The 12,815-nt window shown below is 66.9% G+C and carries 11 protein-coding genes; 5 read left to right on the top strand and 6 right to left on the bottom strand.

Translation table 11 applies throughout. The features are described 5' to 3' along the window. Nucleotides 1-197: 197 nt before the first annotated feature. Nucleotides 198-425, top strand: coding sequence for a hypothetical protein (locus HGK58_RS09865; RefSeq protein WP_168627408.1), 228 nt, complete (start codon nt 198-200; stop codon nt 423-425). Nucleotides 426-472: 47 nt separating this feature from the next. Here the strand turns inward: HGK58_RS09865 and HGK58_RS09870 are convergent, their stop codons facing one another. Both HGK58_RS09870 and HGK58_RS09875 read right to left on the bottom strand, forming a co-directional pair. Then, the gene (locus HGK58_RS09870) at nt 473-1,534 is read right to left on the bottom strand and encodes an alanine racemase (protein ID WP_168627409.1); all 1,062 of its coding nucleotides are present in this window, start codon (nt 1,532-1,534) and stop codon (nt 473-475) included. Further along, nucleotides 1,531-2,046 (bottom strand): alanine racemase C-terminal domain-containing protein, encoded by a 516-nt coding sequence (locus HGK58_RS09875; RefSeq protein WP_168627410.1) that lies wholly within the window; start codon nt 2,044-2,046, stop codon nt 1,531-1,533. The genes HGK58_RS09870 and HGK58_RS09875 overlap by 4 nt, the downstream gene beginning before the upstream one ends. Before the next feature lie 133 nt (nt 2,047-2,179). On the opposite strand from HGK58_RS09875, the gene HGK58_RS09880 reads away from it, so the two are divergent. Continuing rightward, the gene (locus HGK58_RS09880) at nt 2,180-3,202 is read left to right on the top strand and encodes a sugar-transfer associated ATP-grasp domain-containing protein (protein WP_168627411.1); all 1,023 of its coding nucleotides are present in this window, start codon (nt 2,180-2,182) and stop codon (nt 3,200-3,202) included. Here the strand turns inward: HGK58_RS09880 and HGK58_RS09885 are convergent. The 3 genes from HGK58_RS09885 to HGK58_RS09895 form a co-directional block, all read right to left on the bottom strand. Next, on the bottom strand, nt 3,199-3,900 hold the full coding sequence (locus tag HGK58_RS09885) for a coenzyme F420-0:L-glutamate ligase (protein ID WP_168627412.1): 702 nt from the start codon (nt 3,898-3,900) through the stop codon (nt 3,199-3,201). The genes HGK58_RS09880 and HGK58_RS09885 overlap by 4 nt on opposite strands. A 33-nt stretch (nt 3,901-3,933) precedes the next feature. After that, nucleotides 3,934-5,457 carry an RNA polymerase sigma factor gene (locus HGK58_RS09890; protein ID WP_168627413.1) on the bottom strand — a complete coding sequence of 508 codons (1,524 nt, stop codon included), beginning with the start codon at nt 5,455-5,457 and terminating at the stop codon, nt 3,934-3,936. A 199-nt stretch (nt 5,458-5,656) separates the two neighbouring features. Further along, nucleotides 5,657-6,583 carry a PAC2 family protein gene (locus HGK58_RS09895; protein ID WP_168627414.1) on the bottom strand — a complete coding sequence of 309 codons (927 nt, stop codon included), beginning with the start codon at nt 6,581-6,583 and terminating at the stop codon, nt 5,657-5,659. A 116-nt stretch (nt 6,584-6,699) separates the two neighbouring features. Between HGK58_RS09895 and HGK58_RS09900 the strand changes: the two genes are divergently transcribed. From HGK58_RS09900 to sucB, 3 genes are all read left to right on the top strand, one after another. Further along, entirely contained in the window at nt 6,700-8,187 is a 1,488-nt protein-coding gene (locus tag HGK58_RS09900) for a leucyl aminopeptidase (RefSeq protein ID WP_168627415.1), read from the top strand. A gap of 94 nt (nt 8,188-8,281) precedes the next feature. After that, nucleotides 8,282-9,655, top strand: a complete 1,374-nt coding sequence (lpdA, locus tag HGK58_RS09905) for a dihydrolipoyl dehydrogenase (protein ID WP_168627416.1) — start codon at nt 8,282-8,284, stop codon at nt 9,653-9,655. Nucleotides 9,656-9,701: 46 nt separating this feature from the next. After that, the gene (sucB, locus tag HGK58_RS09910) at nt 9,702-11,264 is read left to right on the top strand and encodes a 2-oxoglutarate dehydrogenase, E2 component, dihydrolipoamide succinyltransferase (protein WP_168627417.1); all 1,563 of its coding nucleotides are present in this window, start codon (nt 9,702-9,704) and stop codon (nt 11,262-11,264) included. Between the two features lie 93 nt (nt 11,265-11,357). Here the strand turns inward: sucB and HGK58_RS09915 are convergent, their stop codons facing one another. Next, nucleotides 11,358-12,782, bottom strand: coding sequence for a protein kinase (locus tag HGK58_RS09915; protein WP_168627418.1), 1,425 nt, complete (start codon nt 12,780-12,782; stop codon nt 11,358-11,360). Nucleotides 12,783-12,815 lie beyond the last annotated feature (33 nt).

The following is a 12,815-nucleotide window of genomic DNA, read 5'->3' on the forward strand; positions in this document are numbered from 1 at the left end:
CCTTCAAGACTAACCAGCGCCGGCGACGTCCCCACGCTCCGACACCCGTTCGCGCCCGCCTTGTCTGCCTCAAGTTGAGCACCTGGTCACAGTTCTTCGCGGTAAGCGAAATCCCTCCGCGGAAGGTAAGGATTGTCGGCGGGGCGTGTTTGTATAGATATACGTCCCCGACGATCGGTAAGCGTGAGGAGAAGCAGATGTCACAGATCACCGCAGAGGCCACCGCAGTGGATGACAAGCGCCCGCTCACCGCTCTCGATCGGTGCGACAGTTGCGGAGCGCAGGCCTACATCCGAGTCATGATCGGCGAGAGCGAGTTGTTGTTCTGCGCCCACCACGGTCGCCGTCACCAGGAGAAACTGGCCCAGGTGGCAACCGGCTGGCACGACGAGTCCGCCCGGCTGGCCGAGAGCCACAACGTCTGATCTTGTGAAGAGAAGGCCCGCTGATTGCGGGCCTTTTCTTTTGCCTCTCAGTCGACGTAGTGCCGGGGCACGCGCGAGCTGACACGTAAGACGAGCTCCTCGCCGATGGTGCCCATCGCATCCGCCCACTCCTGCGTGGTCGCCTCACCCGCCGAGCCGTCGCCGAACAGCGTCACCTGGTCGCCGACGGAAACCTCGGACCCGGTGACATCGATGATCGTCCGCAACGGTTCGACCGCAGTGATCGGATGCCGCACTCCGCCGATCGCGACCGAGACCGCCCCGGCCGCGTCGGAGAGCAGGCCGAGCACTCCGCCGTAGCCGATCTCCGCGAGCGTGCGGCCGGCGTCCACGCGCACGGCGCTCACTCGATCGCGTACGGTCATCGCCGGCCGGAGGCCAAGCTGGCCGGGCCCGACCCCACCGCCGGGTGCGATGCCGTACAGGAACGCGCCGATCCGCACCAGGTCGAAGCGGGCATCCGCGCGAGCGTAGGCAGCGGCACTCGCGGCGACGTGACGGGTCGCGCTGTCCAGTCCGTGCTCGCGCGCGAGCTGCACTGCGGACTCGTACTCGGCGATCGACCTGCTGTCGTCCTCATCCGACGCCTCGGCGAGATGCGTCCAGAGCCCGTCCACCGACACACGACCCGCGCGCTGCAGCTCGGCCGCGCGTTCCGTGAACTCCGACCACCGGTCGGGCAGCACTCCGGCTCGGTGCAGGCCGCTGTCCACCTTCAGGTGGATGCGCGCTGTCAGGTCCCCCGCCGCTTGCGCAACCCGCTCGAGGGTCGCGGCATCCGTCACCCCCAGGTCGATGCCGGCACGCACCGCGGCGCCTAGCTCCGAGTGCGAGTCGAACACCCAGGCGAACACCATCGCATCCGGAACGAGCGAGCGGACGCGGAAGGCGCCGTCGAGGTCGAGCGTGCCGAACCGGCGCACTCCTTCGCCGACGAGCACCTCGAGCACCTGCTCCAGGCCGTGGCCGTAGGCGTTGTCCTTGACGATCGCGAGCAGCTCAGCCGGCGCAACGCGATCGCGCATCACCTGCACGTTGTGCCGGATCGCCCCGGTCGACACCTGCGCGATGGCCTCGACCGGGGTCACGCTGTGGTCTCCGTTGTCACCCGGTTCAACCCGGCGAGCAGCGACACCGGATGCTCGTCGACGCTCTGCGCCCAGTCGGTCAAACCCAACTCACCCGCGCTCGTGCTGCCGAAGAGCACCACCCGTTCGCCGAGCGTCGGTGTGCTGTCACCGGCGTCGATCACCATGACGTCCATCGCGACTCGCCCGACGATCGGCATGATCCGTGGGCCACTCGAGTCGTCCCAGGTGACGGATGCCCGGTTGCCGGCCTTGCGCGGCACGCCGTGACCGTACCCGATGGCCGCGAGCAGAAGGGTCGTGTGGTGTTTCGTCCTGTAGGTGTGTCCGTAAGAAACGCCCGCGTCGACCGCGACCCGCTTCACTGACACGACCTCCGCGGTCAGCCGCACCGGGTCCGTGGCGAGGCCACCGATGAACGCAGACACCGCCTCTTCGTCGCCGCCCTGAGCGGCGGCGAGCCGAGCAGCCTGAGCCGCGGACAGCTCGAGGATTCGCGCGTTGGACGTCACAGCGATCCAGCATAGTTTGAGCCGCCCGCGCGGTCCGGGCGGGCGCACCCTTCGCGGATCGCGCAGGCGACCGCCGTTAGAGTTGAGTTTGCTGATCGGCGCATCCCGTGCGCCGCCGACAGGAGACAACACAGTGAACGCCAAGAAGCTCAGTCTCGGCACACGAGCGCGCTACCTCTTCCTCCGCGTGAAGGGTTTCAACTTCTCTTCGGTGTGGTCGCGCGCCCGCGACGTGGCGAAGCAGCACAATCGGTCGACGTTCGGGGTGTTCGTCGACATGCTGTGGTCGGCCGCGTTCCACAACACCGCGTTCCAGGACTACGTCGACTTCGAGTTCGCGACCCTGAACCGCCAGGAGCGCGCCACCTACATGACGCACTCGCTCTCCAATCACCTCGCGATGACCTACGACGACCCCAAGTATCGGGAGCTGTTCCACGACAAGATCGAGTTCAACCGGGTCTTCGACGAGTTCCTCGGCCGCGAGTGGCTGGACATCCGTGAGTCGAGCGCCGACGGGGTCCGCGACTTCTTCGAACGGCACCGGACTGTCGTGGCAAAGGAGCCGTTCAGCAACTCCGGGCACGGGGTGCACCGCCATCGCTACGAGGACGTCAGCGACTGGGGTGCCTTCTACGCCGAACTCAAGCAGAGCGGCCAATCGCTCATCGAGGAGAACATCAAACAGCACCCGACGCTCGCCGAGGTCTGCCCTGGCACCGCTAACACGACCCGCATCACGACCTTCTTCGACGGTGACCGCACCCACGTCCTGTCGATGGCTCAGAAGTTCGGCCGCGGCACGGTCAGTGATCAGCAGACCTACGGCGGCTTCTATACGATGCTGAACCTGGACGGCAGCGCACGCGGGGCAGGCTACGACTCTCATGGCAACGTGCACGCGACGCATCCCGAGTCCGGGGTTTCGATCCCCGACTTCCAGCTGCCGATGGTCCAGGAGATGTTCGACTTCATCGACCGCGTCGCCCGCACGGTCCCGCAGATGCAGTACGTGGGCTGGGACGTCGTGATCACCGCGGACGGGCCGGTGCTCGTCGAGGGCAACTGGGCGGCGGGCGTCTACGAGAACAAGCCAAGCGTCACCGGCATCCGCACCGGCAGTCTCCCCCGCTTCCGCGAGGCGATCGGCTTCTAGCTCGCCGGACGGATGATTCCGATCGGCGTGCTCTGGTGGCCCTGGCCGAGCGGGTTGTCGGCGAGGATCCGCTCGACGCGCTTCTCCGCCTCACGATCAAGCGTGGAGCCGAGGACATTGCCGCCGAGGTCGTTGATGTCGACGATGAGCACATCGACCTTGTTGCCGAGCGCTTCGCGCAACTGCCGAGCGACATCATCCGGGCGCTCCGGGGCGAGAACGACGTACGTGTTGTAGGGCGGAATCGTCCCGCTCGTCGGCCCGTCGATGCCGCGGGCCTTCGCCCCAGCGACCCGGTAGAAGTCACCCTTGCGCCCGAACAGCTTGGTCACCGCGGCCACGCCGGCCGCGAGGAGGATGCGGGGTGTGCCGCAGTCCCGCAGTGCGCACTCCATGGTCTCCGGCATGCCGAGCCCGATGCCGCTCGGAGTCTTGGTGACGTACTTCGCGAGCGTGTAGGCGAGCTTGCGCGGCCTGATCGAGTCGATCGGGAACGCGCGACCTTGCGTGATCGCGACGATCTTCTCCGTCACGAACAGCAGGTCGCCGTCCTGCAGGTGTTCCGGCACAAACTCGGTGACGACGTCGACGATGTCGTCGTCGGCCATTACCAGCTTGGTCTTGATCGGGATGCGCAGGAACCGCCCGCCGTCGAACTCAACGTCGAGCTTCTTGCCCTGATTGGCTTCAGCGGCCATTTGCTGCGCTCCTGTCTGGACCGGTCGGACGGCTTACTCGAGGTAGTCGCGCAGTGACTGCGACCGCGACGGGTGACGCAGCTTGGCCATAGTCTTCGACTCGATCTGGCGGATGCGCTCGCGCGTCACCCCAAAGGTGTCGCCGATCTGGTCGAGAGTCTTCGGCATCCCGTCGCCGAGACCGAAACGCATCCGGATGACTCCGGCCTCACGCTCGGAGAGCGAGTCGAGCAGGCTCTCCAGCTGCTTCTGCAGCATTGTGAAGCCGACCGCGTCTGCCGGCACGACCGCTTCGGTGTCCTCGATGAGGTCACCGAACTCGCTGTCGCCGTCCTCGCCCAGGGGCGTGTGCAGCGAGATCGGCTCGCGGCCGTACTTCTGCACCTCGACGACCTTCTCCGGGGTCATGTCGAGTTCGCGGCTGAGCTCTTCCGGCGTCGGCTCCCGTCCGAGGTCCTGCAGCATCTGGCGCTGAACGCGCGCGAGCTTGTTGATGACCTCGACCATGTGGACCGGGATGCGGATGGTCCGCGCCTGGTCGGCCATCGCACGCGTGATGGCCTGACGGATCCACCAGGTCGCGTAGGTGGAGAACTTGAAGCCCTTGGTGTAGTCGAACTTCTCGACCGCACGGATCAGGCCCAGGTTTCCCTCCTGGATCAGGTCGAGGAACTGCATGCCGCGACCGGTGTAGCGCTTGGCGAGGCTCACGACGAGGCGCAGGTTCGCACCGAGCAGGTGCGACTTGGCGCGCTGGCCGTCCTTGGCAACCCACAGGAGCTCACGGCCGAGCTGAGAACGCTTCTCGGTGTCCGACATGCCCGACAGCTTGTCCTCGGCGAACAGGCCGGCCTCGATGCGCATCGCGAGCTCGACCTCTTCCGCGGCGTTGAGCAGCGGGACCTTGCCGATCTGCTTCAGGTAGTCCTTGACCGGGTCAGCGGTCGCGCCGGTGATGGCGCTGGAGTAAACCGGGACCTCGTCCTCGTCGTCGACGAGCGACAGCCGGATGGCGCCGGTGGGCAGTTCCTCGACCCTGCCGCCTTCGGAATCGCTGTCAGAGTCGGAGTCGTCATCGGACTCATCCTTCGCTGCTGCCTCGGGAGCGGCCACCTCTGTTGCCTCAGTGTCGACGTCGACAACGGCGACGTCCTCGTCGTCAATGTCGACCTCATCGAGCTCTTCGACCTCGGTCTCGGGCGCTGCCTTCGCCTTCGACGCCGTGCTCTTCGCCGCACGAGTCGTCTTAGTCGCGGCCGTCTTGGTGGCAGCGGCCTTCGTGGCGGCGGGCTTGGTCGCGGTCGACTTCGTCGTCTTCGCAGCCGTTGCCTTGGCGGCCGTGCTCTTGGCTGCGGTCGTCTTCGCAGCCGCGCTCTTCGCGGGCGCAGCCTTCGCAGCAGTGGTCTTCGCGGGCGTCGCCTTCGCAGCTGTCGTCTTCGCCGCGGGTGCGGACTTAGCGGTGGCTGTCTTGGTCGCGGCGGGCTTGGTTGCCGTGGCCTTCGGGTCGTCAGCAGCCTTCTTGGAGGCCGACGACGGTGAGCTGGATCGGGTAGCCATGCGGTTACCTTTCTTGTTTGCGGAGTCGGCCGCCATCGTTGGTCACGTCAAGGCGCGTTCGGGAAACCGATTCCGGGCATTACTAAGACCCTTGTCAAGTCCGCGCCCTTCGAATCGCTACCGCAAATCGAGAGAACGACGGAATGACCGGGGTCCTAAGTCAATTATTACATGCGTTTATGGACGAACCTGACCATCGTCAGTGAGAGGGCGAATCCTCGTCCCCGTGGCGCCTCAGCGCGAGGAAGAACTCGAGCTCCGCCGCGATCTCGTCTGCCGACGGGAGCTCGCCGTCCTCATCCGTCAACGGAGAGCGAAGCGGGTTGCCCTCCATGTAGGAGTCGTGGCGCTGCTCGAGGGTTCCGACCAGCCGCGCGAGCTCACTGTTGTTCTCGACTTGGCTGTCGATCTTGGCCGCGAACTCGCGTCCCTCTTCTCGCAGAGAATCGGTCGCGAAGACCAAACCGGTCGCCGCGCTGACCGCTTCGAGTGACTTGACCGCGGCATCCGGGTACTCGGTGTCGGCCAGGTAATGAGGCACGAGCAGCACGAAACCCGCAACCGGGTGACCCTGCTCCTGAAGCCGGTACTCGACCATGTGCAGCGCGTTCGCGAGCACCTGGGTGTGCGGCTTCCACACCGAGTAGGTGTCGATGAGTTCGACGCGGTTGCCGCTCACCGTCATCTGGATGGGCCGCGTGTGCGGGACCGGCATCGGGATCGCGTGCACCCACGTGGTCGTCTTGACCTTGAACATGGCGACCAATTCGAGCACCGCCGCGGTGAACCGCTCCCATTGGAAGTCCGGTTCGTAGCCAGCGAGAAGGAGGAATTGCTGGCCGAGCTCATCCTGCATGAGGTGCAGCGCAAGGCGCGGCGGTTGGTAATCGGTCAGGTGGTCCTGATCGAAGTAGATCGTCGGCCGGCGCGCGCGGTAGTCGAGGAGCGCGTCGTTGTCGAAGGATGCGATGACTCGCGACTGCAGGGTGGCGAGCACCGCCTCATTGAGTCCGGCGACCGCTCCACCGGCGTCTGCGAAACCGGTCAGGCCGGCGACGAGCGGAAGTCCCTCAGGGACGTCGGAGACGTCGATGCTGAGTTCGTAGAGTTCGCCGGATTGGTACATACGTCGAGTTTAAGCGTCGGGCGGCGCACAACATTCCCATAGGGCACCCTTGCATCAAGCCGATAGCGAACAGGCGGGAACCGGGCGCCATGATGAACCGCATTACGATTGCGGTCATGACTGTTCCCGCCCTTGCCGTGTCGACCGAATCCGCCCTCGACCAGAGTGTTGATGTCCTCGTGCTTGGGGTGAGCAGCACCGAATCCGGACCGCAACTTCGCACAGAACTTGCCGACTTCGACGCCATCAAGAGCTCACTTTCGGCTCTCGGCGTGACCGGGGCGGAGGATGAGCTTCGTCGCCTCCCCTCCCCGAACACTTCCGTGGGCAGCATCGCCCTGATCGGGCTCGGCAGCGGTGAGCCGACCACAAACAGCCTCCGCCGGGCGGCCGGATCCGCCGCGCGCCAGCTCATCGGCGCCGGGTCGCTCGCGTTCGCGCTACCAACCGCCGATGACGCGGGCGTGCAGGCCGTGCTCGAGGGCGCGGCGATCGGTGCTTACTCATTCTCGGCGTACCGCTCCGCCGCGCCGGAGAACGGCAAGCAGCCCGCAGCCAGCGTGACCGCCGTCGCCACCAGCGCCCCGGCGGATGACATCGCAGCTCGAGCGGCAATCGTCGCCGAGGCAGTGCACACCGTTCGCGACCTGGTCAACACGCCGCCGTCGGACCTCTACCCGGAGACCTTCGCGCAGGAAGCCCAGGACATCGCATCCGACGCGCCCGTCACCGTCACGGTCCTCGCCGAAGACGAGCTCGAGCGGGAGGGCTTCGGCGGCATCCTTGGTGTGGGCAAGGGGTCGACTCGCGGACCGCGTCTTGTCAAGGTGGAGTACTCGCCGGCGGATGCGTCCCAGCACCTCGCGCTGGTCGGGAAGGGCATCACGTTCGACTCGGGTGGACTCTCGCTCAAGCCGCCGGCGTCGATGGTCGGCATGAAGTACGACATGACCGGCGCCGCGACCTCGCTCGCGGTGACAGTTGCGGCGGCACGCCTCGGCCTGCCCCTGCGGGTGACCGCGTGGCTGTGCCTCGCCGAGAACCTGCCGTCCGGCTCGGCCATGCGACCCAACGATGTGCTGCGCATCCGCGGCGGCAAGACCGTTGAGGTGCTCAACACCGACGCTGAGGGCCGCCTCGTGCTCGCCGACGGGCTGGCCGCAGCGAGTGAGGAGCAGCCGGACGTCATCGTCGACATCGCCACGCTCACCGGTGCCGCCCGCGTGGCGCTCGGCGACCGGTACGTCGGCACCATGGGCAACGGCTCCGCGGTTGACGACCTCATCGCGGCCGCCACCGAGGTTGGCGAGACCTTCTGGCACATGCCGCTCCCAACCGAACTGCGCCCGCTGCTCACATCCGACGTCGCCGACATCACCAACGTGAAGATCGGCAGCACCGCCGCCGGAATGCTGGTCGCCGGCGTCTTCCTGCAAGAGTTCATCGGCAATTCTGCGGACGGTTCGCCCATCCCGTGGGTGCACCTGGACATCGCGGGGCCGGCGAACAACGACGGCGGCAGCTACGGCTTCACCGGCAAGGGACCGACCGGCGTGACCGTACGCGCCCTCCTCGCGTTCGCCGATCGGCTTTCACGCGCGTAGTAAGGTCATTACGGCGGGAATCACCGCCGCCCAGGGCCCCGCCGAGTTCGACACACGCGGGGCCGATGCAAGCAGAACCACAAGGGAGTTGCGGGTGTCCGAACAGAACTTTGACCTGGTTGTCCTCGGAGGCGGAAGCGGCGGATACGCGGCTGCACTCCGTGCGACCCAGCTCGGCATGAGCGTCGCTCTGATCGAGAAGAACAAGGTTGGCGGTACATGCCTTCACGTCGGGTGCATCCCGACGAAGGCGCTGCTCCACTCGGCCGAGGTTGCTGATGTCGCCCGCGACTCAGCAAAGTACGGTGTCAACACCCAGCTCGACGGCATCGACATCTCTGCGGTCACCGCGTACCGCGAGGGCATCGTCGCCAGCAAGTACAAGGGACTGCAGGGGCTGATCAAGGCGCGCGGCATCACCACGATCGAGGGTGAGGGGCGCCTGGTCGCACCGACCACGGTCGAGGTGAACGGCGACCGCATCACCGGCAAGAACGTCGTGCTCGCCACCGGCTCCTACTCGCGGTCGCTTCCGGGCCTTGAGCTCGGCGGTCGCGTGATCACCTCGGAGCAGGCGCTCACGCTCGACTTCGTGCCGAAGAAGGTCGCGGTGCTCGGTGGCGGTGTCATCGGCGTCGAGTTCTCGAGCGTCTGGCGCTCCTGGGGTGCCGAGGTGACCATCATCGAGGCGCTCCCCCGCCTTGTGCCCAACGAGGACGAGTCGGTCAGCAAGCAGTTCGAGCGCGCGTTCCGCAAGCGTGGGATCGACTTCAAGGTCGGCACGCGCTTCGAGAGCGTCACCCAGAACGAGAACGGCGTCGTCGTCACGGTCGAGGGCGGCGGAACCGTCGAGGCGGAGCTGCTGCTCGTCGCGGTCGGTCGCGGCCCGGTCACGCAGGGACTCGGCTTCGAAGAGGCCGGCATCACCATGGACCGCGGCTTCGTGCTCACCAACGAGCGCCTCGCCACCAACGTGCCCGGCGTCTACGCGGTCGGTGACATCGTCCCCGGACTGCAGCTCGCGCACCGCAGCTTCCAGCAGGGCATCTTCGTTGCCGAGGAGATTGCAGGCCTGAACCCGATCGTCGTCTCAGACACCAACATTCCGAAGGTCACCTACTCCGACCCCGAGGTCGCATCCGTGGGACTCACCGAGGCGAAGGCCAAGGAGCAGTACGGCGACAGCTCGGTGACCAGCTACGACTACAACCTCGCCGGCAACGGCAAGAGCTCGATCATCGGCACGACCGGCTCGATCAAGGTCGTCCGCGTCAACGACGGCCCGGTCGTCGGCGTGCACATGATCGGCGCCCGCGTGGGTGAACTCATCGGCGAAGCGCAGCTCGCGGTTAACTGGGAGGCGTACCCGGAGGATGTCGCGCCGCTCGTCCACGCACACCCGACGCAGAACGAGGCGCTCGGAGAGGCGTTCCTCGCCCTCGCCGGCAAGCCGCTTCACGCAATGTGACACGAACTAACCTAGAACCACGGTCTTCCAGAAGGAGCAAATACTGATGAGCGAATCCGTCAACCTCCCGGCACTCGGGGAGAGTGTCACAGAGGGTACGGTTACCCGCTGGCTGAAGCAGGTCGGCGACCGGATCGAGGTCGACGAACCTCTCGTCGAGGTCTCGACCGACAAGGTCGACACCGAGATCCCGTCCCCGATCGCCGGCGTGCTCGAGCAGATCCTCGTTCAGGAAGACGAGACGGTCGACGTCGGTACGCCCCTCGCGATGGTCGGAGACGGAACCGGCGGCGGCGAGGCTCCGGCCGCGCCAGCTGCAGAGCCGGTAGCAGCTGAGGCCGCACCGGCTCCCGCTCAGGAAGCTCCCGCGGAACCCGTGCAGCAGGAAGCGCCTGCCGCGCAGCCCGCTCCGGTCGAAGAGGCGCCTGCCGCTCCGGCTCCGGCCGAGGCGGCGCCCGCTCAGCAGCAGGTCTCGCAGCCAGAGGCTCAGCAGCAGGAGCAGCAGGCTCCTGCTGTAGTCCCGTCAACCGAGGCTCCCGCGCCCGCAGAGGCGGCTCCGGCCGCTCCCCCGGCTCCCGCGGCCCAGGTCGACCAGCCGCCGGCGGCGCCAGCGGCCGAGCCCGCTCCTGCACAGGAGGCACCTGCTGCGCCGGCCGCTCCCGAACAGGCTGAGCCGGCCACCGGCGGTGGCCACGCTGGCACCGGCTACGTCACCCCGATCGTCCGCAAGCTTGCGAACGAGAGGGGCGTCAACCTGAACCAGCTCTCCGGCTCGGGTGTCGGCGGTCGCATCCGCAAGCAGGATGTCCTCGCCGCAGCGGGCGGACCCGCCGAGGCGGGCGAAGCAGCGCCGGCAGCGGTTGTCAGCGCGCACGCTCCGCTGGAGACGTCGCCGCTGCGCGGCACGAGCGTTCCGATGTCGCGCCTTCGCAAGGTCGTCGCAGAGCGCGCGGTCGTCTCGATGCAGACATCCGCGCAGCTCACCACCGTTGTCGAGGTGGATGTGACGGCCGTCGCCAAGCTGCGTGACCGGGTCAAGGGCGAGTTCCAGCAGAAGACGGGCACCAAGCTCTCGTTCCTGCCGTTCTTCACCCTCGCGGCGGCGGAGGCGCTCAAGGCGTACCCGATCATCAACGCGACGATCGACGGCGACAACATCGTCTACCCGCCGCACGAGAACATCAGCATCGCGGTCGACACCGAACGCGGACTGCTCACCCCGGTGGTGCGTGACGCGAGCGACCTCAACGTCGCTCAGCTCGCGCAGCAGATCGCGGACCTCGCGGAGCGCACGCGTGACAACAAGCTGAAGCCGGACGAGCTCGCTGGCGGCACCTTCACGGTGACCAACACCGGCTCGCGCGGTGCGCTGTTCGACACGCCCGTGGTGTTCCTGCCGCAGTCGGCGATCCTCGGCACCGGCATCGTCACCAAGCGCCCGGTCGTCGTCTCCGACAACGGCATGGATGCGATCTCGATCCGCTCGGTCGTCTACCTGGCGCTGTCGTACGATCACCGCATCGTCGATGGTGCTGACGCAGCTCGCTTCCTGGTCACGGTGAAGAACCGCCTCGAGGAGGGCAACTTCGAGGGCAACCTCGGCCTGTAGTCGACGCAAACGCTCCATCCGGCCCCGCTCCTTCACTGGAGCGGGGCGGATTCGTTAAGGGGTCTCGACAAGCTCGACCACCGGAGTGGCGGATCATTCGAACAGGAGCTCGCGGATGCGCCAGCCTGCATCGCTGCGCACGATGAGGAGAGACGCTGTCGCGGCATCCGGCTCGACCGACACGGAGATCAGCACCGCGTCGCCCAGTTCCTCGACCAACTCGAGAGTTGCGTCAGCAACCCGGATCGGCGCGGACTCCTCTCCCATCTGGGCGAGGCGGATGGCGTCGGCGTCGCGCTCGAGCATCGCCGAGCCGGGCTGATCCACGGCATCGAGGCAGAGCACCGACCTGGCCTCAAAACATTGGTCCCGCGCAGCGAGCAGCGCTTCGGCGGCCGCCAATGGGTCATCGCCAAGAATGGCCGGATTGGCCGTCTCAGTTGAGGTAGGTTGCGCAACAACGGGCTGCGGTTCGAGATCAGAACCAGCTCCCGGCTGCAGAAGCACCGCTGTCGCAACGATGGCCGCCACCATGGCGGCCGCGGCGACCCAAAACGGCTTCCGCACTGTTCGAAGTGACTGCGCCGCTCGAAGCGTACGATCACGGGTTTTCTGCGCCCATTCCCCGGCCAGCGACTCCAGCCACGCAGGCAGGTGTGCGCCAGCCAGCACGAGGGACGGTGCAGCTGACGCTTCCGCCTCAGGTGCATCCCCGCCGCGCGCGATGACTATCCGAGCGGGCGGCCCCGCGATCGGCGGGACATCAAAGCGCATCGGCACGGGGTTAGCCGCGCGGAACAGCGACGGCGTCAGCGCGTCCCGCAGTTCCGTCGCGTTGTCGGGAACGTCGTCGAGGTCCACGGAGTGCACCCCGGCGGTTCCGAGCACAAGTCGCAGCAGGTCGACCAGCTGCCGGCAATCGGCAAGCGCACGATCGTGCTCTTCGAGCCGCGCTGTCGTGAGGCTGTACTCCTCTGGCGGTACCGGGAATGGGCCGATCAGCTCGGCGCGCCCGAATTCGGCCAGCACCGGTGCGCCCACCGCGTCGAAGTGGATCACGCCGGGTCGCAGGTCGCCATGTGCTACGCCGACCCGGTGAAGTTCCGCCACCGCTTCCAGTGTCGGCACCAGCAGAGTCACCGCCTCACCAGGAGCAAGACTGCCGCGGTCAGCGAGCAGCCTGGCCAGGCTCACCCGCCCCAATCTGGCCATGATCAGGCAGGGGCGGTCATCCGGGTCCATCGCGATGTCGACCAGCTCGACGATGTGACGATGTGAGACTCGCCCGAGCGCCTCGAGCTCGGTGTCGATCTCGCGCCGCGGTGTCCCCGACAGAAACCGTTTGATCGCGACCGTCTCCCCTGCACCATCCGGTGCGCTGCGGTGCCCGAGCCACACTTCTGCGCGGCTACCGGCACCGAGCAGCCGCACGAGCCGGTAGCCGCCGATCGAATCCACGAGCCGATCATCCGCCACCACCAAGCCGTGCCCCGACCCGGCTGCGGCCGCTGTGTTCACAGCGATGCTGGCGGGATTGGGGCGGAGCGGAAA

It is taken from the genome of Cryobacterium sp. BB307, from assembly GCF_012274275.1.
Taxonomy (GTDB): domain Bacteria; phylum Actinomycetota; class Actinomycetes; order Actinomycetales; family Microbacteriaceae; genus Terrimesophilobacter.

Excerpts from the sequence above, each read along its gene's own strand:
- HGK58_RS09865 (WP_168627408.1), top strand. The coding sequence starts at position 198 with ATGTCACAGATCACCGCAGAGGCCACCGCAGTGGATGACAAGCGCCCG.
- HGK58_RS09885 (WP_168627412.1), bottom strand. The coding sequence starts at position 3,900 with ATGGCCGCTGAAGCCAATCAGGGCAAGAAGCTCGACGTTGAGTTCGAC.
- HGK58_RS09890 (WP_168627413.1), bottom strand. The coding sequence starts at position 5,457 with ATGGCTACCCGATCCAGCTCACCGTCGTCGGCCTCCAAGAAGGCTGCT.
- HGK58_RS09895 (WP_168627414.1), bottom strand. The coding sequence starts at position 6,583 with ATGTACCAATCCGGCGAACTCTACGAACTCAGCATCGACGTCTCCGAC.
- HGK58_RS09900 (WP_168627415.1), top strand. The coding sequence starts at position 6,700 with ATGACTGTTCCCGCCCTTGCCGTGTCGACCGAATCCGCCCTCGACCAG.
- sucB (WP_168627417.1), top strand. The coding sequence starts at position 9,702 with ATGAGCGAATCCGTCAACCTCCCGGCACTCGGGGAGAGTGTCACAGAG.